General features: G+C 53.6%; 24 protein-coding genes. 13 read left to right on the top strand and 11 right to left on the bottom strand.

The window, feature by feature from the left end; translation table 11 throughout:
• The first annotated feature begins 1 nt into the window (after position 1).
• From hemE to hflX, 12 genes are all read left to right on the top strand, one after another.
• Positions 2 to 1,039 carry a uroporphyrinogen decarboxylase gene (gene hemE / locus NG653_RS05545; RefSeq protein WP_252740686.1) on the top strand — a complete coding sequence of 346 codons (1,038 nt, stop codon included), beginning with the start codon at positions 2 to 4 and terminating at the stop codon, positions 1,037 to 1,039.
• Positions 1,029 to 1,931 (top strand): oxygen-dependent coproporphyrinogen oxidase, encoded by a 903-nt coding sequence (hemF, locus tag NG653_RS05550; protein ID WP_252740687.1) that lies wholly within the window; start codon positions 1,029 to 1,031, stop codon positions 1,929 to 1,931. The genes hemE and hemF overlap by 11 nt, the downstream gene beginning before the upstream one ends.
• Positions 1,928 to 2,884 (top strand): DUF4421 family protein, encoded by a 957-nt coding sequence (locus tag NG653_RS05555; RefSeq protein WP_252740688.1) that lies wholly within the window; start codon positions 1,928 to 1,930, stop codon positions 2,882 to 2,884. The genes hemF and NG653_RS05555 overlap by 4 nt, the downstream gene beginning before the upstream one ends.
• Positions 2,885 to 2,904: 20 nt before the next feature.
• A complete protein-coding gene (hemB, locus tag NG653_RS05560) occupies positions 2,905 to 3,894 on the top strand; it encodes a porphobilinogen synthase (protein ID WP_252740689.1) in 990 nt (329 codons plus the stop codon).
• A gap of 169 nt (positions 3,895 to 4,063) precedes the next feature.
• On the top strand, positions 4,064 to 5,161 hold the full coding sequence (locus NG653_RS05565; protein ID WP_252740690.1) for a CNNM domain-containing protein: 1,098 nt from the start codon (positions 4,064 to 4,066) through the stop codon (positions 5,159 to 5,161).
• 5 nt (positions 5,162 to 5,166) lie between these two features.
• A complete protein-coding gene (locus NG653_RS05570) occupies positions 5,167 to 5,514 on the top strand; it encodes a methylated-DNA--[protein]-cysteine S-methyltransferase (RefSeq protein WP_370281071.1) in 348 nt (115 codons plus the stop codon).
• Positions 5,469 to 5,663 carry a methylated-DNA--[protein]-cysteine S-methyltransferase gene (locus NG653_RS14820; RefSeq protein ID WP_370281072.1) on the top strand — a complete coding sequence of 65 codons (195 nt, stop codon included), beginning with the start codon at positions 5,469 to 5,471 and terminating at the stop codon, positions 5,661 to 5,663. Before NG653_RS05570 ends, NG653_RS14820 begins: the two co-directional genes overlap by 46 nt.
• Positions 5,664 to 5,740: 77 nt before the next feature.
• Positions 5,741 to 6,454, top strand: coding sequence for a 3'-5' exonuclease (locus NG653_RS05575; RefSeq protein WP_252740691.1), 714 nt, complete (start codon positions 5,741 to 5,743; stop codon positions 6,452 to 6,454).
• A gap of 228 nt (positions 6,455 to 6,682) precedes the next feature.
• Positions 6,683 to 7,276, top strand: coding sequence for a hypothetical protein (locus tag NG653_RS05580; protein ID WP_252740692.1), 594 nt, complete (start codon positions 6,683 to 6,685; stop codon positions 7,274 to 7,276).
• 225 nt (positions 7,277 to 7,501) lie between these two features.
• On the top strand, positions 7,502 to 7,912 hold the full coding sequence (locus NG653_RS05585; RefSeq protein ID WP_256470423.1) for a DUF6326 family protein: 411 nt from the start codon (positions 7,502 to 7,504) through the stop codon (positions 7,910 to 7,912).
• A 68-nt stretch (positions 7,913 to 7,980) separates the two neighbouring features.
• On the top strand, positions 7,981 to 8,667 hold the full coding sequence (locus NG653_RS05590) for a DUF4386 domain-containing protein (RefSeq protein WP_252740694.1): 687 nt from the start codon (positions 7,981 to 7,983) through the stop codon (positions 8,665 to 8,667).
• A gap of 209 nt (positions 8,668 to 8,876) precedes the next feature.
• Entirely contained in the window at positions 8,877 to 10,100 is a 1,224-nt protein-coding gene (hflX, locus tag NG653_RS05595; protein WP_252740695.1) for a GTPase HflX, read from the top strand.
• Between the two features lie 231 nt (positions 10,101 to 10,331).
• Here the strand turns inward: hflX and NG653_RS05600 are convergent, their stop codons facing one another.
• The 10 genes from NG653_RS05600 to NG653_RS05645 all read right to left on the bottom strand — a co-directional run bounded on the left by NG653_RS05600 (position 10,332) and on the right by NG653_RS05645 (position 18,875).
• Positions 10,332 to 11,267 carry a DUF3078 domain-containing protein gene (locus tag NG653_RS05600; protein ID WP_252740696.1) on the bottom strand — a complete coding sequence of 312 codons (936 nt, stop codon included), beginning with the start codon at positions 11,265 to 11,267 and terminating at the stop codon, positions 10,332 to 10,334.
• Positions 11,268 to 11,331: 64 nt separating this feature from the next.
• Positions 11,332 to 11,838 (bottom strand): DUF2480 family protein, encoded by a 507-nt coding sequence (locus NG653_RS05605; protein ID WP_252740697.1) that lies wholly within the window; start codon positions 11,836 to 11,838, stop codon positions 11,332 to 11,334.
• 12 nt (positions 11,839 to 11,850) lie between these two features.
• Positions 11,851 to 12,180 carry a DUF59 domain-containing protein gene (locus tag NG653_RS05610; protein WP_252740698.1) on the bottom strand — a complete coding sequence of 110 codons (330 nt, stop codon included), beginning with the start codon at positions 12,178 to 12,180 and terminating at the stop codon, positions 11,851 to 11,853.
• An 18-nt stretch (positions 12,181 to 12,198) separates the two neighbouring features.
• On the bottom strand, positions 12,199 to 12,636 hold the full coding sequence (locus NG653_RS05615) for a SufE family protein (RefSeq protein ID WP_252740699.1): 438 nt from the start codon (positions 12,634 to 12,636) through the stop codon (positions 12,199 to 12,201).
• 69 nt (positions 12,637 to 12,705) lie between these two features.
• The gene (locus tag NG653_RS05620) at positions 12,706 to 13,920 is read right to left on the bottom strand and encodes an aminotransferase class V-fold PLP-dependent enzyme (RefSeq protein WP_252740700.1); all 1,215 of its coding nucleotides are present in this window, start codon (positions 13,918 to 13,920) and stop codon (positions 12,706 to 12,708) included.
• A 98-nt stretch (positions 13,921 to 14,018) separates the two neighbouring features.
• On the bottom strand, positions 14,019 to 15,335 hold the full coding sequence (sufD, locus tag NG653_RS05625; protein ID WP_252740701.1) for a Fe-S cluster assembly protein SufD: 1,317 nt from the start codon (positions 15,333 to 15,335) through the stop codon (positions 14,019 to 14,021).
• Positions 15,336 to 15,377: 42 nt separating this feature from the next.
• The gene (gene sufC, locus NG653_RS05630) at positions 15,378 to 16,130 is read right to left on the bottom strand and encodes a Fe-S cluster assembly ATPase SufC (protein ID WP_252740702.1); all 753 of its coding nucleotides are present in this window, start codon (positions 16,128 to 16,130) and stop codon (positions 15,378 to 15,380) included.
• 5 nt (positions 16,131 to 16,135) lie between these two features.
• On the bottom strand, positions 16,136 to 17,023 hold the full coding sequence (locus NG653_RS05635; protein ID WP_252740703.1) for an N-acyl homoserine lactonase family protein: 888 nt from the start codon (positions 17,021 to 17,023) through the stop codon (positions 16,136 to 16,138).
• Between the two features lie 8 nt (positions 17,024 to 17,031).
• Positions 17,032 to 18,477, bottom strand: coding sequence for a Fe-S cluster assembly protein SufB (gene sufB / locus NG653_RS05640; RefSeq protein WP_252740704.1), 1,446 nt, complete (start codon positions 18,475 to 18,477; stop codon positions 17,032 to 17,034).
• A gap of 68 nt (positions 18,478 to 18,545) precedes the next feature.
• Positions 18,546 to 18,875 carry a HesB/IscA family protein gene (locus tag NG653_RS05645; protein ID WP_252740705.1) on the bottom strand — a complete coding sequence of 110 codons (330 nt, stop codon included), beginning with the start codon at positions 18,873 to 18,875 and terminating at the stop codon, positions 18,546 to 18,548.
• Between the two features lie 235 nt (positions 18,876 to 19,110).
• Here NG653_RS05645 and thiL point away from each other — a divergent pair, with 235 nt between their 5' ends.
• Positions 19,111 to 20,160: a thiamine-phosphate kinase gene (gene thiL, locus NG653_RS05650; protein ID WP_252740706.1), complete on the top strand. Its 1,050-nt coding sequence runs from the start codon at positions 19,111 to 19,113 to the stop codon at positions 20,158 to 20,160.
• A 3-nt stretch (positions 20,161 to 20,163) separates the two neighbouring features.
• On the opposite strand, the gene NG653_RS05655 is transcribed toward thiL, so the two are convergent.
• Positions 20,164 to 20,385, bottom strand: a complete 222-nt coding sequence (locus NG653_RS05655) for a DUF1660 family phage protein (RefSeq protein ID WP_252740707.1) — start codon at positions 20,383 to 20,385, stop codon at positions 20,164 to 20,166.
• Positions 20,386 to 20,471: the final 86 nt, after the last annotated feature.

Raw genomic sequence — 20,471 nt, forward strand, 5'->3', positions numbered from 1 at the left:
TATGGCGCCATCGGTTAAGAACGACCTTTTCCTCAAAGCCCTCAAAGGCGAACCGGTTTCCAGGCCACCGGTCTGGATGATGCGGCAGGCAGGCCGCTACCTTCCCGAATTTCGCGAGATACGGGACAAATATGATTTTTTCACCCGCTGCCAAACCCCTGAACTGGCCTCCGAAATTACGGTACAACCCATCCGCCGGTTTGGGATGGATGCCGCTATCCTGTTCAGCGATATCCTGGTGGTGCCCCAGGCCATGGATATCGAGGTGGAAATGAAACCCGGGGTCGGCCCCTGGCTTCCCAACCCGGTTAGGTCCGTGCAGGATGTGGACCGGGTGCGGATCCCGGACATACAGGAGTCGCTGGGGTATGTGATGGACGCCATACGCATGACGAACGAAAAACTCGACGGGGCGGTCCCCCTGATCGGTTTTGCCGGATCGCCCTGGACCATCTTTTGCTATTGCGTGCAGGGGCAGGGCAGCAAGAATTTTGACCTGGCCAAATCCTTTTGCTTTACCGATCCCACGGCCGCCCATGACCTGCTGCAAAAAATCACGGACACCACTATCGCTTACCTCAAAGCCAAAGTGGAAGCCGGGGTGCATGCGGTACAACTTTTTGATTCCTGGGGGGGGATGCTCTCCCCGGCCGACTACCAGGAATTCTCCTGGCAGTACCTGCAGCAGATCGTTACAGCCTTAAAGCCCCTCACGCCCGTTATCGTCTTTGGGAAGGGATGTTGGTTTGCCCTGGAAACCATGGCCCAAAGCGGGGCCTCCGCCCTCGGGGTAGACTGGACCTGTTCCCCCAAAACCGCCCGCATGCTGAGTGGCGGACAGATTACCCTGCAGGGCAACTTCGATCCGGCCCGCCTGCTTTCGCCCCCCGAGACCATCCGCAAAATGGTCCATGGCATGATCAGGGAATTTGGGGTGGACCGCTACATCGTCAACCTGGGCCATGGCATCCTGCCCAATGTTCCCGTATCCCACGCCGGGGCATTCATACAGGCCGTAAAGGACTACCATGAAGGATAAATTTTACACCTATATAGAGGAGTTGCAGGACCGTATTACAGGGGCCCTGGAATCCGAAGACGGCGGGGCCCGTTTCCGGGAAGACCTTTGGCAGCGTCCCGAGGGCGGGGGCGGCCGTACCCGGGTGATCGAAAACGGGGCGGTATTTGAAAAAGGGGGGGTCAACATTTCTGCGGTGCATGGCCCCCTGCCGAAAAGCATGCAACAGTATTTCGGGGTGGGGGAGGTCGATTTTTTTGCCTGCGGGCTGAGCCTGGTCCTGCATCCAAAAAGCCCCATGGTCCCTACCGTGCATGCCAACTGGCGGTATTTTGAGATGTATGATAAAGGGGGCAAGGTCGTGGACCAGTGGTTTGGGGGCGGGCAGGACCTGACCCCGTACTACCTTTTTGAGGAAGATGCCCGCCATTTCCACGGGGTTTGCAAGGCGGCCTGTGATGCCCATGACCCGGGATTCTACCCGGAATACAAACAAAAATGCGATGCTTACTTCCGGAACCACCACCGCGGAGAGGCCAGGGGGGTCGGGGGCCTTTTTTTCGACTATCTCAGGCCCGGGGAGGGCCGCAGCGCAGGCGACTGGTATGGGTTTGTGACCGAAGTGGGGGATTCCTTCCTACAGGCCTACCTGCCTATTGTCAAACGGCGGAAAGGACTCCCTTATGATGCCCGGCACCGCGAATGGCAGGAGATCCGCAGGGGGCGCTATGTGGAGTTTAACCTGGTCCACGACAAAGGGACGCTTTTCGGGCTAAAAACCAATGGGCGCATAGAAAGCATCCTGATGAGCCTGCCGCCCGCGGTGCAGTGGCGTTACGACCACTACCCGGAGCCCGGGAGTCAGGAGGCAGCCCTTATCAAAGTCCTTGAAACTCCTGTGGAATGGGTTTGAAACGATTGGGTCTGGTTTTCCTCCTATGTTGCCCGGTTTTTTTGCAGGGTCAGGAGGCACTGCCTGAAGGGGATTCACTGCCTTTTATAACCACTTTCCCAAACCAGATTACCTTCAGGAGCGGATGGCAGCAAAGCGCAAACCGGTTTTTGCTCAGGGATGAAGCCGGGGATGCCTTCCGCTACAGGCCTATCAACAGAAACCAACTAAAGGTTTCTGCCCAGTTTCGCGCCCTGGATGCCAGCTTTGGATTTGCCCCTGCCTTTATGAATCCCGAGCGGGATGAAGAGGGCGCCAGGGTGTTCAATATGAACCTGCGGTTATTTGCAGGCAAGTGGATGCAAACCTTCGATTATTACGACCAGCGGGGGTATTTTGGAAAATTTGAGGACCTGGAGGTCTACCTGCCCAATTTTGAGTCCCGTAAATTCGGCGGAACCACGGCCTACGTGTTCAACCCGAATTTTTCCTTCCGGGCCCTTATCTCCCAGAATGAATGGCAGCACAGGAGTGCCGGCAGTTTTGTCCCCCGGTTTGTGGCCTATTATACCCGATATCGGCTCGACCAGGGCGAAGGCAGTGCGGCCCGGGCCCATTCCTTTGATTTTGGCCTCGGCCCGGGATACCATTACAACTGGGTCATTGGCAGGAATATCCTGATCTCCCTGGGGAATACCACGGGGATTGGGGTCAATATCCTGGAAGAGGATGGAGGGTCTACCACTTCGCTGTTGTGGGAGAGTATTTTTCGGGGAGGTTTGGGCTATAATTCAGAGCGACTTTTTTTTGGACTTGATGTCGGTTATACATTCCTGGAACACAGGGCCGATAGGAATATTCGCCTCGACGACCGCCTGTATTTTGTCGAAGCCTATTTGGGTTACCGCATCCGGGCTCCTAAAAATTGGATCGCCCGGGCTGACGCCATTAATCGTAAATTTGATTGGGATTAATCCTTAAATATCCAAAACAGATGTACCCACTTCAAAGAAACCGACGCCTCAGGACCAGCCCGGCCCTCCGGAACCTGGTCCGGGAAACTTCCCTGAGCCCGGATGACTTCCTGGTACCCCTTTTTGTTGTCGAAGGGCAGGGGGTACGGGAAGAAATTGCCTCCATGCCCGGGTATTACCGCCTCAGCCTGGACCATTTGAAAACCGAGGTAAAGGAGCTATGGGGTATGGGGCTCAAAGCGGTCCTGTTATTTGTAAAGGTGCCCGACAGCCTGAAGGATAATTCCGGAAAGGAAGCCCTGAACCCGGGGGGGCTGATGCAGCGGGCCATAAAAACCATAAAGGAGGCCTGCCCGGAAATGTGGGTCATGACCGATGTGGCCCTGGACCCCTATTCCCGGTTTGGGCACGACGGGATTGTGGAAGCTGGGCGCATTTTGAATGACCAGACCGTGGAAGTGCTGGGTGCCATGGGGGTTTCCCATGCCCGGGCCGGGGCCGACATGCTCGCCCCCAGCGATATGATGGACGGGCGCATCCTCGGCCTCCGCACGGCCCTTGATGAGGCGGGGTTTTCCGATACAGGCATCATGAGTTACAGTGCCAAATATGCCAGTGCCTTCTACGGGCCGTTCCGGGAAGCCCTGGATTCGGCCCCTGTGGCCGGGGAAGAGGCCCCTGCAGACAAGAAGACCTACCAGATGGACCCCGGCAACCGCAGGGAGGCCCTTAAGGAAACGGAGGCGGATATCGCCGAAGGGGCCGACATTGTGATGGTTAAACCCGGGTTGTGTTACCTTGATATCGTACGTGACCTGAGGGAGGCCTTCGACGTTCCCCTGGCAGTCTACCAGGTTTCCGGGGAGTACGCCATGGTAAAGGCGGCTGCTGAAAAGGGCTGGCTCGACCACGATACCGTGATGATGGAACAGCTGCTGTCTATCAAGCGGGCAGGGGCCGACCTCATTGCCACGTATTTTGCCAGGGAGGCGACACGCCTGCTGGGATAGATAAAATTCCTTTTGAACGGCAGGATTGCCTGCTATGGGTGCCAATTTTGCTTTGGGAATGCCGAAAGGACAAAAGGGGGTTGACCTGGATTTAGGGGAAAAACCAGTTCATGTTACCCGGTTTCACCCGACACAATTTATTGTAACTTAGAACGATCAAAATACCATTATGGGCCTTTTGTTTTTCTACGCCTTTCTGTCCATCTTTTTTTCTTTCCTGTGCTCCATCCTGGAAGCGGTTTTGCTAAGCATTACCCCTACATTCCTCAACCTTAGGAAAAAGGAGGGTAAAGCCTTTGCCGTTACCCTTGAGGAGCTCAAAAAAGATGTGGACCAGCCGCTTATCGCCATCCTGACCCTCAACACCATCGCCCATACGGTTGGGGCTATTTTGGTGGGGGTACAGGCCAAGGCGGTCTACACCGACCATTATGGCCAGCAAAGCCACAGCCTCCTGGGGTTTCGCTTTACGGAAGACCTCATGGTCGCGGTGGTTTCGACCCTGATGACCCTGTTGATCCTGATAGCTTCAGAGATCATCCCGAAAACCATAGGGGCTACCTACTGGAAGCAACTGGCCGGATTTGCTGCCCTTGCCCTGAAGGCCATGGTATGGATCATGCGTGTGACCGGCCTGATGTGGATGCTGCAGCTTTTTACCCGGTTGATCGGGAAAAGCCACCACGGCAGTGTACTGAGTCGGGAAGATTTTACCGCTATGGCCGACATTGCCCATGAAGAGGGGGTATTTGAAGAATCTGAATCCAAGGTGATCAAAAACCTGCTCCAATTTGAGGAGATCCGGGTAAAGGATGTAATGACCCCGAGGACCGTGATGAAAATTGCCCCCGAAACACAAACCATAGAAGCCTTTTTTAAAGAGAATCCCAGGCTTCGTTTTTCGCGGATCCCCGTGTATGGGGAATCTCAGGATTCGATAACGGGTTTTGTGCTTAAGGACAACGTGCTGGAGGAGTTGATCAACGATAACGGGAAGATGACCCTGGCCGAGATCCGCCGCGACCTGCTGGTAACCCGAAGGGAAACGCCTATCCCCCAATTGTTCGATACCCTGATCCGCAACCGGGAGCACGTGGCCCTTGTGGTGGATGAATATGGGTCGGTTAGCGGCCTGGTGACCATGGAAGACGTCATTGAAACCCTCCTGGGGCTCGAGATCATGGATGAAAGCGACAATGTGGAAGACCTGCAGCTGCTGGCGCGCAAAAAATGGGAGGACCGGGCCAAGCGGTCGGGCATAATCTGATACATATGGAACAGGCGCACCTGCAGACCCCCCTGGGTTGGATCACCCTCCACGGAAGCCCCAGGGGACTTGCTTCGCTCCGGTGCTGCGCGGAGCCTTCCGAAAGGGGCCTGATCCCTCCTTCACTGGCCAGGGCTTGTGAGCAGGTGCATGAATATTTTCAGGGCGGCAGGAAATGGTTTGACCTGCCCCTGGACCTTCAGGGTACCACCTTCCAGAAAAAGGTATGGGAAGCCCTCCTTGAAATCCCCTTTGGGGCCACCTGTTCCTATGGGAACTCGCTACGAGGGTGGGCGATCCCGGGGCAGTGCGGGCAGTCGCTGCCGCCAATTCCCGGAACCCGGTTTGGATAGTGGTACCCTGCCATAGGGTCGTGGGTGCTGATGGTTCCCTTACCGGCTATGCCGGTGGGCTTGCACGAAAAAAATGGCTGCTGGAGCACGAAAGCCCCTCGACACAGACCTCGCTTTTTAGCGAGTCGGGCTTTCCCGGAGCCGTCTGAGCAGCCTCCCGGGGGCAAATCACGTCCCCTGAGGGCGAATTTCAGAAGAAACGCTTATTTTGTGATAAACCTCTCGCATGATTGCCAAAGTTCCGTTGGGCAATATCCTCTTCCTCGACATCGAAACGGTGCCCCAGGCCGTGGCCTATGACCAGCTGCCAGGGGAGGCCCGGGAGTTATTTGCACTCAAGACGCAGTACCAGCGGAAAGAGGAATACACCGCTGAAGAATTTTATGAACGGGCAGGGATTTGGGCGGAATTCGGGAAGGTTATTTGCATTTCCGTCGGGTATTTCCAGGGGACCGGCAGCAACCGGAAGCTCCGGATACGCAGTTTTAGCGGGGAGGAAAGGCAGTTGCTCCTGGAGTTCAGGGATCTGCTGGACACGTATTTTAACCGGCCGCAACACCTGCTATGCGCACACAACGGAAAGGAATTCGATTTTCCCTACCTGGCCAGGCGTATGGTCATCCACGGGATCGCCCTGCCCTCCAGGCTTTCGCTTTTTGGGAAGAAACCCTGGGAAGTGCCCCACCTCGATACTATGGAGCTTTGGAAATTCGGCGACTTCAAGCATTACACCTCCCTGAAATTACTGGCCCATGTACTGGGGATCCCCTCCCCCAAGGAAGACATTGATGGGAGTATGGTCCGGGATGTGTATTATGAAGAGAACGATCTGGAGCGAATAGTAAAGTACTGCGAACAGGACGTGATAACTGTAGCTCAGGTCTTCCTGAGGCTGCGGAATGAGGAGTTGCTTAAGGAAGACCAGATCGTTAAGGTGTAGATCTGTGCCGTCAGCCCTCCAGTGATGACCTGTTCGGGCAGAATGCGTTTCATATATCCCCATAATAAGAGAGCATACAAAGCAAATGGATCGGATACATCTGTAACAATACCCCCTGATTTTCGTCAAAACGTAGCACCCCCATTCAGAAAGGCTACCTAATCGAGCCTCCAAAAACCCCATCCTGAATCACTCACCGATTACAGAATCAACATCAAAATCAAATAAATGAAAAGACAAATTGTACTGTTTTTTGCCTTAGCCATGTTCAGCGCCTGTAACAAGTCAACAAAATCCAATGCCACCCAACAACCCACTTTAGCGGATTATAGAGTTGGCGAAAAATGGGTTTGGAAATATAAAGGTGTAACAACGCAAGGAGAAATACGTTCCGAAGGAGAGGATACAAGAGAAATAGTAAGCGTTGACGGAGAATTGGGAATGACCATAGGAACTGATACTATTCCGGTAGCAGATATGGTGAAACCAGATGAAAGTGAAACCCCTAAATATGACTGGCCTCTGGAAGTGGGCAAAAAGTGGAAATTTGAAAATAGCTGGACAAGTCAAGATGGCACAAAAGGCACGCAAAGCCAGGATGTTGAGGTTTTATCCTTTCAGGAAGAGACGGTAGAAGCGGGAACATTTATGGCCTACAAAATTCAATACAAAGGCACAATCTCGAATTCGAGAGGATATAGTGCCGACACGGATGAGGTTTGGTGGTATGCCCCGGAAGTAAAAAATTTCATTAAGCTCACGCAAACCCAGGAAGATTTTTTTTACGAAGAGGAATTGATCGAATATTCAAAACCTCAATAAACCACTGACGGCGCAAGTGCCTGGGATACGCTGTACAAAATCAGGTGATGTGGACAGGAAGTGATGGAGGCTTCCACAAGCATACCGTTTGCCCTAATGAACATCGGCTCCGGGACAGCCCTGAAATCGGGGAGTCTGTAACAATCCTTGCTATTTATCGTCTTACAAGGACACCAACTACAAAAAACACTCAAAATCGGGAGTAAGAAGACAGGTTCCAAACCATTGGTCGATGACAGGGTTGATATAAAGATCAAGCTGGCCTTTCTCTGGACAACCCTCATGTTCCTGTACATCTATGCCGACTATTTCCGGCTGATGACCCCTGGGAAACTGGAGAAAATGATGGCACTCCAGACACCGATGGGGCCGACATCGCCACAGCTTTTGGTGATTTTCTCCGGAATTCTGATCCTCCCGGCCCTGATGATCCTCCTTTCGGTTTTTCTAAGGCCCCGAATCAACAAGTGGCTGAATGTTCTGGTTGCCTTCCTGTATGCATGCATGTCCATCCTGATCATAACTACCAGTTTCGGGAATGACTGGCAGACCTTCTTCGTGCTATTCAACTTCGTGGAACTTTTGGTTTTTGCAGCGATCGTATCGCAGGCGTGGAAATGGCCGGGGACGGGATAATTGGAAAAAGAGAAGCATCGAAATACGCACAGGGTTTGTAGCCTTCTTCAAACCGATAAACTATGCATATGAATGACAAACAAAGGGAATTGGTCAAAACGGCAAGAGTTGCCGGAATTTGGTATTTGCTCCTGGCGGTATCCGGGATCCTCGGGTTTATGGTATTCCACCCCCAGGTCTATTCAAGTGACCCGGTAGAAACCCTGACCAACCTGACCGACCCGGATTCTCTTGCAAGGCTGCGGCTCATATTTGAATTGTTGTTGGTCCTCTCACAGGCGCTTGCAGCCTTATGGTTTTACAGGTTGTTCAGAAGCATCAGTGACTGGAAGGCCTGGGCAGTGGGAATTTGGGGTACGATAAACGCGGTGGTTATTATGATCAGCGCCATTTCAATGGCGGCGGCCATCCAAATCGCAAATTCCTCAGCCCAATCGTATGATGACAAGATGGTACTGATAGCGCTTTTGGGAGAATTGATAAAGCATTCGTGGAATATTGGAGGTCTTTTCTTTGGGCTTTGGCTCATTCCAATGGGACACATTGTTGTCACCTCAAAAAGATGGCCGCTTTGGTTGGGCCGCGTGCTGGTCCTGGGAGGGGTGGGGTATATTGTAAGCACGCTGCTGTATTATGCGGGTGTCAAACATTCCCTGTTGGACGTTTTGACTATTCCTGCGACCCTGGGAGAATTCTGGATGATAGGTTATTTGCTGATTTATGGGATTCGGCCAGGGGATGAGCCGGAGCAATGATGCCAACCGCCGCAGGGCATTTGCCAGGCGGGGGATGGGTGCCTGGGCCGGGACTCCTTAGTGCACGACCCGGGGGGCAGCATGGCCCGCAAAGGGTAATCCGGGAGAGGGTTGCGGCTCCCTGATCATGGCCCCCTCGTCCTGACCAGGGACCAGGGCACATCCAAACTTGGCTTTGTTTGCGTAGTTTTGCACCATACCAATCCTATATGCTCGAGAAGAAAGACATTTCCTATGAACGCGCCATCCTGGTGGGGATCATCACCCGCGAACAACCTGAAGAAAAGGTTGAGGAATACATGGATGAGCTGGAGTTCCTGACCTATACGGCCGGGGGCGAGGTGATGAAGCGTTTTGTGCAACGGGTGGAGATCCCCAACCCGAAAACCTTTATCGGCAGCGGCAAATTGCAGGAAATAGAAGACTACGTAAAGGAGCATGAAATTGGCGCGGTCATCTTCGACGATGAACTGAGCCCTGTACAACAGCGCAATATTGAACGGCAGCTCCGGTGTAAAATCCTCGACCGCACCGGGCTGATCCTCGACATTTTCGCACAGCGGGCTACCACCAGCTATGCCAGGACCCAGGTGGAACTGGCCCAGTACGAATACCTCCTGCCAAGGCTTACCGGCCTTTGGACCCACCTCGAGCGCCAGCGGGGGGGTATCGGGATGCGAGGCCCCGGGGAAACGGAAATCGAGACCGACCGGCGTATCGTCCGCGACCGGATTGCCCTGTTGAAAAAGAAGCTGGATAAAATCGACCGCCAGATGGAAACCCAGAGGGGGAACAGGGGCGCCCTGGTCCGTGTGGCCCTGGTCGGGTATACCAATGTGGGCAAGTCTACCCTGATGAACGTAATCAGCAAAAGCGAGGTCTTTGCAGAGAACAAGCTGTTCGCCACCCTCGACACCACGGTGCGCAAGGTCGTCCTGGGGAACCTTCCGTTCCTGTTGAGCGACACCGTGGGGTTTATACGAAAGCTGCCCACCCAGTTGGTCGAAAGTTTCAAAAGCACCCTCGACGAGGTCCGGGAAGCCGACTTGCTGCTCCATGTGGTGGATATTTCCCACCCCAGTTTTGAAGACCATATCGAATCGGTCAACCAAATCCTCTCGGAAATCGATTGCGCCGATAAAAACATCCTTATGGTGTTCAACAAAATCGACCAGTACCGGGCTGAGGTGCTGGACGCCGACGACCTCGTAACAGAACGGACCTCAAGGCACTACTCCATAGGGGAGTGGAAAGACACCTGGATGCAAAGAATGTCGGGCAATGTGGTCTTTATTTCTGCCCTCAACAGGGAAAACCTCGATGAATTCCGGAAAATGGTCTACCGGGAGGTTCGCAAAATCCATATAGGGAGGTTTCCATACAATAACTTCCTGTATCCCGAAAACCTCGACGAGTACTCCCCGGAGAATTGAAGGCTTCCTGGAAGTTGGGGAAAATGGGGCCTGGGGAGGCAAAGGTGGATTTGCGGACAAAAAATTCGGGAATTCTGGTCCCGGCTGCGTATCTTTACAAGTGTTTAAGTGATAGTGTTTATCCCCAGATCTGAATTTTATCTTTCGCACCCCCGGGAGCGAAACGTTTTTTCTTAAAAAAAGACCCCCGAAGCTTGCTTCGGGGGTCTTTTGCCAAAGGCCTCTGCCGGATCAGAAATCATAGGTCAACCCAAAGAGCCAATACGTTTGCAGCTTGTTGTCCACACTGTCAAAAGTGGGGGTCGGATCGGTATCCGGGGTGTTCTGGATGGCAAAATTGACAGCTTCCTGTTTGTTGTCCCTCAGCCCGAATTCAAACCCGAGGCCGATATCGTTCCAAACCTTGTAGGCTAAGCTGTTGGTCCAGGTCCAGTTTGACAGGTTACTGCTTTTATAGCTCTGGAAGCCCGAAAAGGTCGATTTCCAGTCAAAGCCGCTAAAGGATTTTTCGTAGGTGGCCAGGATCTTGGTTCCGAAGGACGACTCAAACACATCGTTCCCGTCTTTGCTGAACACGAAGTTGTAGTTCAGGGGATGGATCACCACCACCAGATTGGTAATCGGCTTCCAGGTAACCCCGACCCCAAGGTCCAGATATCCGGGGTCGTTGAAATTGTTCAGCAGGGTGGTCCGGTATTCCATAAGGGCGGAAGCGGCCAGTTTCTCGGAAAGTTTATACCCGTACAGGGAAGACAGGTTGAACACGTCGTTCGACTGCCGGAACCCTTCTTCGTCAGCCGGGTCGTCCTTGTCGTCGAATTTTGTCCAGGCCAGGTTGATCTGGGCGTTGTTGTACCAGAAAAACTTCTCGCGATCGAGGCGGGCATAGGGGTTTATCGTGATGCCGATCCGCCCTGAAGAGTTGTTTGGGAAACCCTGGGCATACCAGTTGTTGAATTCGGAAATACTTCCCCCAATGGTGCCGAAAGCGCCTATTTTCCAACCGGGGAAGGCATCGATTTGCTTGTTCAGATCATCGATCCGGCCCTGTATGGCACTTACGGAATCTTCTTTTTGTTTTTTGAGGTCCTTCAGTTCTTCAAGGGTCTGGCCGAAGGAAGCCATCCCGGTCAAAAGAAGGATCAGGGTACATGCTAGGTTTTTCATCGGGTCTTAAGTTGTATTTAGGAGCGCCAAAGGTAAGGATTATGCCGTTTCGGTAAAAAAGGGCTCAACTTTTTTTGAAGAGGGGTACCGCGGAACAGGCCTCCCCGAACATCACGCTTCTGGCCACATCCTGCAATCGTTGCAGGGACCAGAGGTAAGCCGACAGGGGCACGGGGAGCTTACTGCAGCCCTTGATGACCACCGGGCGGTCCCGGTAGGGTTCCAGGTCCAGCTTTTCAAGGCATTCATTGAACAACAGGGTTTCCATCGCCTCGGAAGACCCCACGACCACTTTCCTGGCCACCGGTTTGAGGTATGAGCCGATCAGCATATAGGCCCACGCGGGTACAATAGCATCTGAACTGCACGAAAGCGCTACAAACCCGTCGCGGTAGATTTCCCAGTCATGCGCCTTCAGGGCATTCCGGAATTCTTTTTCCCGCAAGATCAGGCCTTCTTCCAGCCATTGGCTCAGGTCCACCCGAAAGCGTTGCCCCCGGGGGTAGAGTTCTTCCAGGTCCAGGGTAAGGAGTTTGCTGCCGGCCACCCGGTTGACGATTTCCTCTTTCATACCGCTTACCTCTCAGAGCAATCCCAATTCCAGTTTGGCTTCTTCACTCATGAGATCCTGGGTCCAGGGCGGATCGAAGGTAATCTCCACCTCGGCATCCTTCACCATATCCAGGGACTTCACCTTTTCTTCCACCTCCACCGGAAGGGATTCGGCCACGGGGCAATTGGGCGAAGTGAGGGTCATCAAAATCTTCACTTCCTGGTCTTCATTGACAAAGACGTCGTAGATCAGCCCCAGTTCATAAATATCCACGGGTATTTCCGGGTCGTAGATGGTCTTTAAAACCCTGACGATTTTTTCGCCGAGTTCCTGGGTGTCTATTGCCGTGTGCGGGTCCATACGTTTTTGTTTAGGCGGTTATCCCTTCTTTTCGGGCTGCCTTTGTGTTTCAAAGGCCAGGGCGTAAAGTTTCAGTTGTTTGACCATGCTGACCAGCCCATTGGCCCGGGTGGGGGAAAGGTGTTCCTTTAGCCCGATCTCATCTATAAAGTCAGTTTTGGCCGCCAGGATGTCGGCTGGTTTCTGGTTGCTGAAGGCGCGGATCAGGATGGCAATAATGCCTTTGGTAATGATGGCATCGCTGTCGGCGGTGAATACCACCTTGTCGTCCTCCAGGTCGGCATGTACCCAGACCTTGCTTTGGCAGCCCTTGATCAGGTGGTCGTCGGTTTTGTATTGCGCTTCGATCCGGGGAAGGGATTTCCCGAGTTCGATCATATACTCATAGCGCTGCATCCAATCCTCGAACATCGAAAATTCGGCGATGATATCCTCCTGTATTTCCTCAATCTGCATGGCCTCAATTTTTACCAAACTTACAATAAGTCGCACGCATAGTCAACTGCCCGCTCCAAATCTGCCTCCTTATGACAGCATTTGACGGGCTTTTTCGACCCCCGCCACCAGGCGGTCCACTTCTTCGCGGGTGTTATAAAAACTGAAACTGGCCCGTACCGTCCCGGGGATGCGGTAAAAATCCATGATGGGTTGGGCGCAGTGGTGGCCCGTGCGCACGGCAATGCCCAGTTTGTCCAGGATGGCCCCCACGTCGTACGGATGGATCCCTTCCAGGTTGAAGGAAATCACCGGGGTCTTCCCGGGGGCCTGCCCAAAGATTTTCAGCCCGTCGATCTGCAGGAGTTCCGCTGTGGCGTAGTCGAGCAATTCGCCCTCGTAGGCGGCAATGCGCTCCATTCCGATCGCATTCAGGTAGTCCAGGGCGGCCCCGAAGGCGATCCCCCCGCAAATATCCGGGGTGCCTGCCTCAAATTTGTGCGGCAGGGCGGCATAGGTTGTTTTTTCGAAGGTTACCTCCGCGATCATTTCACCGCCGCCCTGATAGGGGGGAAGGCGGTTCAGCCAGGCTTCCTTGCCGTAAAGGGCCCCAACCCCCGTGGGCCCGCAGAGCTTGTGGGCCGATATGGTGTAAAAATCGGCGTCCAGGGCCTGTACATCGGCTTTGATATGGGGGGCTGCCTGGGCCCCGTCGATCAGCACCGCGGCCCCTGCGCTGTGCGATAGCGCGATTAGCTCCTCTATCGGGTTTATGGTGCCCAGGGCATTGGAAACATGGTTGCAGAACACGAGTTTGGTTCGTTCTGAAAGCCCATCCCTGAAAGGCTGCAGCACCAATTCCCCGTTTTCGTCCATCGGGATGATGCGCAGGATCGCCCCGGTGCGCTCACAGAGCATCTGCCAGGGCACGATATTGGAGTGGTGTTCCATGGCCGACACCCAGATTTCATCGCCGTTATCCAGGAAAGTGGAAAAACCGCTGGCCACGAGGTTGATCCCGTGGGTGGTGCCCGAAGTCATGATGATTTCATGTGCATGGGCGGCATTGAAGTGCTTTTGTATCTTAGTCCGGGCCTGCTCATAGGCATCCGTGGCTTCCTGCGACAGGGTATGCACCCCCCGGTGGATGTTGGCGTTGTATCGGGAATAGTAATCGACGATTACATCGATGACCTGCCGAGGGGTCTGGGACGTTGCCGCATTGTCGAGGTAAACCAGCGGGTATCCGTTGACCATGCGGGCCAGGATGGGAAAGTCTTTTCGTATTTCAGCTACATCGAACATGGTATGCGGGTTGCGGGAGGGTTATACGGCAGACGCAACAAAAACAACCCTCGCCGCCAGGCGTCAGGAGGCTATGGGCAGTGGGGGCGGGCAATGGGTTATAATTCAAACCCCAGGCGTACCCCAAGCTTTTGGGCGATCAGTTTATTGATGCGCAGCTTGAGTTCGGGCAGGCGCACGCTTTCCAGGACGTTGTTGGCAAAAGCGTACATCAGCAGGGCCGCCGCTTCCTTTTTGGGGATACCCCTGGCCTGCAGGTAGAACAGGGCATCCTGGTCCAGCTGGCCGATGGTACAGCCGTGGGAACACCGCACGTCATCGGCAAAAATTTCCAGTTGGGGCTTGGTGTTCACGCTGGCCTTATCGCTGATCAGCAGGTTGTTGTTTTGCTGGAACGCGTTGGTTTTCTGGGCCAGGCGGTCTACAATGATTTTTCCGTTGAAGACCCCGGTGGAGCGTTCCCCGTATATGCCCTTGTAATCCTGGTGGCTTTCGCAATGGGGTTGCTGGTGGTGTACCAGGGTATGGTGGTCCACATGCTGTTTTTCCCCCAGGATGGTGACCCCCTTCAGGGTCGATTGGATGTGTTCCCCGTCCTGGTAGAAATTCAGGTTGTTCCGCGTTAGTTTGCCCCCGAAGGAAAAGGTATGGACACTTACCTGGCTGTTGTCTTTCTGCCTGATGTAGGTGTTGTCGATCAGGCTGGCCGATTCGCGGTCATTCTGCACTTTGTAGTAATCCACAATGGCATTTTTAGCAGCGAAAACCTCCGTAACCGAATTGGTAAGGGTTTCGTTCCCGGTAAGGCTTTGGTGCCGCTCAATGACCTGGAGTTCCGCATTTTCTTCCACGATAATGAGGTTCCGGGGCTGCAGCATCAGGGCCGCTTCATTTCCCGTGGAAAAATGCACGATCTCTATGGGCTTCCGCGGGGCCTTGTGCTTTGGAATATAGATATAAGCCCCCTCCCGGGTAAAGGCCGTATTGAGGCTGGTAAGGGTTTCTTCGCGGGAAGCCGCCTTGTTGAAATAAACGTCGATGATGGGCTTATAAATCGGCTTGCTCAGGGCAGAACTCATCAGGCAGATATCCACCCCGTCGTGGGTGGTCTCGGAAAGGTAGGAACTGTAAATCCCGTCGATAAAAACGATCTTGTACGTATCTACCTCATGCAGGAAATACTTTTTTACATCCCGGTATTCCAGGTCGTTGTCCTTTGAGGGAAACAGGCTGAAGTCGACTTTCTGAAGTCGGTCCAGGGAGGTGTATTTCCAGGCTTCCATCTTCCGGTGGGGAAAGCCCTTTTGTTCAAAGTTCCGTATGGCTTCTGACCGTATTTCATGCACCGGGTTATCCAGGTCTACCTGGTTCTCAAACGCGATAAAGGAAGCGATCAGCTTTTCTTTCAAATTCATGTCTTGGACGATTATCCCATTGGGGTTCCGTAAATCAGGCAATTACAGGACTGCTTCCTGTTTGATCCAGTCATAGCCCTTTTCCTCGAGCTCAAGGGCCAGTTCCTTGGTGCCGGACTTCGCGATCTTGCCATTGTGCAACACATGCACGAAATCGGGCACGATGTATTCCAGGAGCCTCTGGTAATGGGTGATTACAATGACGGCGTTTTCAGGGGTGCGCAATTTGTTCACCCCATTGGCCACGATGCGCAGGGCATCGATATCGAGGCCGGAATCCGTTTCATCGAGGATGGCCAGTTTGGGTTCCAGCATGGCCATCTGGAAGATTTCATTCCGTTTTTTCTCCCCACCCGAGAACCCTTCATTGAGGGATCGGGAGAGGAACTTGCGGTCGATATCGAGCAGTTCGGCTTTCTCCCGGATCATCTTGAGCATCTGGTTGGCGGGCATTTCCTCCAGGCCCCTGGCTTTGCGGGTTTCGTTGATCGCCGTGCGGATAAAATTGGTGACCGTTACCCCCGGGATTTCCACGGGATACTGGAAGGAGAGGAAAATCCCTTTATGGGCCCGCTCTTCAGGGGCCATATCATCGAGGTCTTCCCCATCAAATTCGATCTTCCCACGGGTAATTTGGAAGTCCTCCCTTCCGGCTATCACAGAAGCCAGGGTACTTTTACCCGAGCCGTTGGGGCCCATGATGGCATGGATTTCTCCGGGGTTTACTTCCAGGTTGATCCCTTTCAGGATCTTTTTGTCCTCTACACTGGCGTGCAGGTTTTTTATTTTCAACATAGCGATTACTTTAAATAGTTTGGCGCCTTCGGCATTTTTTCAAAATCGTCCCTGCTGTGTTGCAGGATTACCCTCGCCCCTGTCGAATCGGCAAAAGCCTCAAAGACTTCCATGCTGGCAAGGGTTTGTTTTACATCCGTATTGAAGATGGGGACCCGCTTGTGGAGCCTGTTCAGCGACAGGTGGTACAGGTCACCACTCAAAAGTATCGGCCCGGCCTCCGGGAGGTTTAGGAACAGGGCGCAATGGCCTGGCGTATGGCCCGGCAGGAACTTGATCACTACCGTCCCGTCCCCGAAAACATCGTGGTCCCCGGTAAACTTGCGGATCTTTTTCAGGTCGTTTACCGCATTGTACATGTCGGGTTGCTGTTCCCGCACTTCTTTGCTCATCACCCAGTCATACTCCTGCTTTTGAACAAGCCAGGTAGCCCCGGGCAGGGCTTCCGCATGCCCGCTATGGTCAAAATGGGTATGGGAAAGCGCCAGGAAGTCAATATCCTCCGGCGACATCCCTATCTGCGCCAACTGGGTGTGCACGGAATCGGATCGCGACACGGTAAAGCTGCCGTCAGGGGAGGTGAATGGTTCCTTCATGGCCACCAGGGCCTCGGAAAGGCCTGCATCCCACATCAGGGTCCCTTTGGGGTGTTGCACCACATAGAAGGCATCAGCAAATTTACTGGTCTGTCCCCGGTAGGCAGAGTCCTGCGCAAAGAGCTCCAGGTTGTTTACCTGTACGGTGCCCCCGTCGAAGGTATACAGCCTGATCCCGGGTCGCTGCCCGGTACCGGCGTCGGCCATTGAGAGGTCCTTTGCCCCTCCCTGTTTGCAGGAGGCCAGGGTTGCCAGGAGGGCCATCCCCCCAAAAATTATGTTCAGGCTCAGCTTCATAGTCATGGTTATCCTACAGATCCTTCCAGGCTGATTTCCAATAATTTTTGTGCTTCCACCGCAAATTCCATCGGCAGTTTGTTCAGGACTTCCTTGCTGAAGCCGTTCACAATCAGGGCAATGGCTTTTTCGGTGTCGATCCCCCTTTGGTTGCAGTAAAAGATCTGGTCTTCCCCGATTTTACTCGTGGTCGCCTCGTGCTCAATTTGGGCGGTCTTGTTCTTTACCTCGATGTACGGGAAGGTATGTGCCCCGCAACGATCGCCCATCAGCAGGGAATCGCACTGGGAAAAGTTCCTCGCGTTGGTTGCCCTGGGGTTGATCTGCACCAGGCCCCGATAGCTGTTCTGAGACTGGCCGGCAGAGATCCCCTTTGAAATGATCGTACTGCGGGTGTTTTTCCCAAGGTGGATCATTTTGGTCCCGGTGTCGGCCTGCTGGTGGTTATTGGTAACGGCGATGGAATAGAATTCCCCGATGGAATTATCGCCTTTCAGGACGCAGGAGGGGTACTTCCAGGTAATGGCAGAACCGGTTTCGACCTGTGTCCAGGAAATTTTCGCATTGGTTTCGCAAAGGCCCCTTTTGGTGACGAAATTATACACGCCCCCGCGGCCTTCCCGGTCGCCGGGAAACCAGTTTTGTACGGTGGAGTACTTGATTTCAGCGTTGTCCAGGGCGATGAGTTCCACCACGGCTGCGTGGAGCTGGTTTTCATCCCGGGACGGGGCAGTGCAGCCCTCAAGGTAGCTCACATAACTCCCTTCATCAGCGATGACCAGGGTGCGTTCGAATTGCCCGGTACCCGCCTGGTTGATGCGGAAATAGGTCGAGAGTTCCATGGGGCAGCGCACCCCTTTGGGGATATAGCAGAAGGAACCATCTGAAAAAACGGCGGAGTTAAGGGCTGCGTAGAAGTTGTCTTTCTGCGGCACCACGCTGCCGATATATTTCTGCACCAGTTCGGGGTGCTCCTTTATCGCCTCGGAAATGGAACAAAAGATGATCCCTTTTTCCGCCAGGGTCTTTTTGAAGGTGGTGGCGACAGAAACGGAATCCATCACCACGTCCACGGCAACCCCGGCCAGTTTTTTTTGCTCCTCCATCGGGATTCCCAGCTTTTTGAAGGTTTCCAGCAGTTCCGGGTCCACTTCGTCCAGGCTGTCGTATTTCGGCTTTTTGTTCGGGGCCGAGTAATAAGAGATGTTTTGGAAGTCGGGTTTTTTATAGCGGATGTTTGCCCACTCCGGTTCCTCCATTTCCTTCCAGGCCTTGAAAGCCTCCAGGCGCCACAAGGTCATCCACTCGGGTTCCTCCTTCTTTTTGGAGATGGCGATAACGATGTCTTCATTCAGTCCTTTGGGGAAGGTATCCGACTCGATGTCGGTATAGAAACCATATTCGTATTCCTTGGTCTCCAGTTCCTTCTTCAGTTCTTCTTCGGTATAAGCCATATTCTCTGGGTTACTGGGGGGCCTTATTCACAGGGCGGCCTGCCCATGGGTTATTGTATACCTGACGGTCAGAGGGAGAAACTCTCCCCGCACCCGCAGGTGCGTTGTGCGTTGGGGTTGTTGAACACAAAGCCCTTGCCGTTGAGCCCGCCGGAATATTCCAGGATCGTGCCCACCAGGTAAAGGAAGCTTTTCTTGTCTACAATGATCCTCACATCGTTGTCCTCGAAAACTTTATCCGTCTCACTCAGGTCGCGGTCGAACCGCAACTCATAGGACAAACCACTGCAGCCACCGCTTTTCACCCCTACCCGCACATAATCGGTGCTGATGTCAAAGCCTTCCTCCTGCATGAGGGAAACCACTTTTTTCCTGGCGGTATCGGAAACCTTGATCATTCTTAATTGGATTTAATCTAAATAGCTTACAAATATAGCAAGAACAGCGGATTCTACACAATCCCTAACATTAATATAACGTATCCGGATATTGGCAATCGTTATAGGTGTCTTTGGGGAAATGCCGCTTCGCCGGCCAGGGCCATCCTGCCTTTAGCCCGGGAGTAAGGAAGGGCCTTTTTCTTTTTGAGGCCCTTATGCCTGTTGTACCGCGCAAGGGTATTATTTTTGCCTTATGCTGGAAAACAAAGACCCCAACCGTACCGACCTCCGGGAACTTGGAGAATTCGGGCTCATCGACCATCTGACCCAGGGCCTTACGCAGTCGCAGCCATCAACCATAAAAGGGGTTGGGGACGATGCCGCCGTAGTGGACATCGGCGGCAAATACCTCGGCATCACCACGGATATGCTGGTGGAGGGCGTTCATTTTGACCTTGGCTACACGCCGCTGAAGCATCTTGGCTACAAGGCAGTGGTGGTGAACCTCAGCGACGTGTATGCCATGAACATGCAGCCCACCCAGGTTACCGTGTCCCTTGCGGTTTCCAATCGCTTTCCCCTCGAGGCGCTGGAGGAGCTTTATTCCGGTATCGCGCTGGCTTCGCGGATCTACGGGGTTGATGTGGTGGGCGGGGACACTACGTCATCCAACAAGGGGATGATCCTTTCCATTACGGCTCTGGGCTTTGGAAAGCCGGAAAAAGTGGCCTACCGCAGCGGGGCGAAGCCCAATGACCTGCTGGTGGTCAGCGGCGACCTGGGCGGGGCCTATCTCGGCCTGCAGGTCCTGAAGCGGGAACACGAGGTCGTAAAGGTAAACCCGGCGCACCAGCCAGACCTCGGCGCGTACCACTACCTTGTGGAAAGGCAGTTGAAACCTGAAGCCCGCAAAGATGTTATCGCCCTGCTGGAGGGACTGGAGGTTACGCCCACTTCGATGATCGATATCAGCGACGGCCTTTCCTCGGAAATCCTCCATCTCTGCAAATCAAGTGGAACGGGTTGCCGGTTGTATGAAGACAAAATCCCGCTCGACCCTATGGTAATCAGTACCTGTGAAGAGTTCAGCCTCGACGCCACCCTGGTCGCCCTAAGCGGTGGCGAGGATTACGAATTGCTGTTTACGATTGACCAGAAGGATTTTCCGAAGGTAAAGGGCAACCCAAACCTTACGGTAATCGGACATATGACGGATCAGGGGGAAGGGGCAAATCTGGTTTCAAGGAGCGGTTCCAGTATTCCGCTCACCGCCCAGGGCTGGAACGCTTTTCAGGGCGAATAGGGATCAGGCCACTTGCTGCGGCCTGTGGCTGTGCCTTTTTTGATAGATATTTTCCAGGGTTTCGTTGATTTCCCTGAGTTCGGGGGTGAGGAGGGAGAGGTTGCCGCTGGCATCTGTGGTCACCTGTTTCCCGCAGTGGACACAGGAGTATTCCTTGATGTGGGAGGTCACACTTTTGGAGATCCTGAAGTGGTGGCCGAAAAGGGAGCAGAAGAATTTCTTCATGGCGTAGGTGTTTGGGTTCGAAAGTCCTCCGGGGGGTTGAACCTTTCAGCGGAGGCGGGGATTTAGTTCACAAGTAGGCATGTATT

This window comes from Robiginitalea marina (assembly GCF_024006985.1).
Lineage (GTDB): Bacteria > Bacteroidota > Bacteroidia > Flavobacteriales > Flavobacteriaceae > Robiginitalea > Robiginitalea marina.

What these genes read in the sequence shown, in the direction of transcription:
- hemE (WP_252740686.1), top strand. Translation starts at nt 2, where the DNA reads ATGGCGCCATCGGTTAAGAACGACCTTTTCCTCAAAGCCCTCAAAGGC.
- hemF (WP_252740687.1), top strand. Translation starts at nt 1,029, where the DNA reads ATGAAGGATAAATTTTACACCTATATAGAGGAGTTGCAGGACCGTATT.
- hemB (WP_252740689.1), top strand. Translation starts at nt 2,905, where the DNA reads ATGTACCCACTTCAAAGAAACCGACGCCTCAGGACCAGCCCGGCCCTC.
- NG653_RS05565 (WP_252740690.1), top strand. Translation starts at nt 4,064, where the DNA reads ATGGGCCTTTTGTTTTTCTACGCCTTTCTGTCCATCTTTTTTTCTTTC.
- NG653_RS05570 (WP_370281071.1), top strand. Translation starts at nt 5,167, where the DNA reads ATGGAACAGGCGCACCTGCAGACCCCCCTGGGTTGGATCACCCTCCAC.
- NG653_RS05575 (WP_252740691.1), top strand. Translation starts at nt 5,741, where the DNA reads ATGATTGCCAAAGTTCCGTTGGGCAATATCCTCTTCCTCGACATCGAA.
- NG653_RS05580 (WP_252740692.1), top strand. Translation starts at nt 6,683, where the DNA reads ATGAAAAGACAAATTGTACTGTTTTTTGCCTTAGCCATGTTCAGCGCC.
- NG653_RS05590 (WP_252740694.1), top strand. Translation starts at nt 7,981, where the DNA reads ATGAATGACAAACAAAGGGAATTGGTCAAAACGGCAAGAGTTGCCGGA.
- hflX (WP_252740695.1), top strand. Translation starts at nt 8,877, where the DNA reads ATGCTCGAGAAGAAAGACATTTCCTATGAACGCGCCATCCTGGTGGGG.
- NG653_RS05600 (WP_252740696.1), bottom strand. Translation starts at nt 11,267, where the DNA reads ATGAAAAACCTAGCATGTACCCTGATCCTTCTTTTGACCGGGATGGCT.
- NG653_RS05605 (WP_252740697.1), bottom strand. Translation starts at nt 11,838, where the DNA reads ATGAAAGAGGAAATCGTCAACCGGGTGGCCGGCAGCAAACTCCTTACC.
- NG653_RS05610 (WP_252740698.1), bottom strand. Translation starts at nt 12,180, where the DNA reads ATGGACCCGCACACGGCAATAGACACCCAGGAACTCGGCGAAAAAATC.
- NG653_RS05615 (WP_252740699.1), bottom strand. Translation starts at nt 12,636, where the DNA reads ATGCAGATTGAGGAAATACAGGAGGATATCATCGCCGAATTTTCGATG.
- NG653_RS05620 (WP_252740700.1), bottom strand. Translation starts at nt 13,920, where the DNA reads ATGTTCGATGTAGCTGAAATACGAAAAGACTTTCCCATCCTGGCCCGC.
- sufD (WP_252740701.1), bottom strand. Translation starts at nt 15,335, where the DNA reads ATGAATTTGAAAGAAAAGCTGATCGCTTCCTTTATCGCGTTTGAGAAC.
- sufC (WP_252740702.1), bottom strand. Translation starts at nt 16,130, where the DNA reads ATGTTGAAAATAAAAAACCTGCACGCCAGTGTAGAGGACAAAAAGATC.
- NG653_RS05635 (WP_252740703.1), bottom strand. Translation starts at nt 17,023, where the DNA reads ATGAAGCTGAGCCTGAACATAATTTTTGGGGGGATGGCCCTCCTGGCA.
- sufB (WP_252740704.1), bottom strand. Translation starts at nt 18,477, where the DNA reads ATGGCTTATACCGAAGAAGAACTGAAGAAGGAACTGGAGACCAAGGAA.
- NG653_RS05645 (WP_252740705.1), bottom strand. Translation starts at nt 18,875, where the DNA reads ATGATCAAGGTTTCCGATACCGCCAGGAAAAAAGTGGTTTCCCTCATG.
- thiL (WP_252740706.1), top strand. Translation starts at nt 19,111, where the DNA reads ATGCTGGAAAACAAAGACCCCAACCGTACCGACCTCCGGGAACTTGGA.
- NG653_RS05655 (WP_252740707.1), bottom strand. Translation starts at nt 20,385, where the DNA reads ATGAAGAAATTCTTCTGCTCCCTTTTCGGCCACCACTTCAGGATCTCC.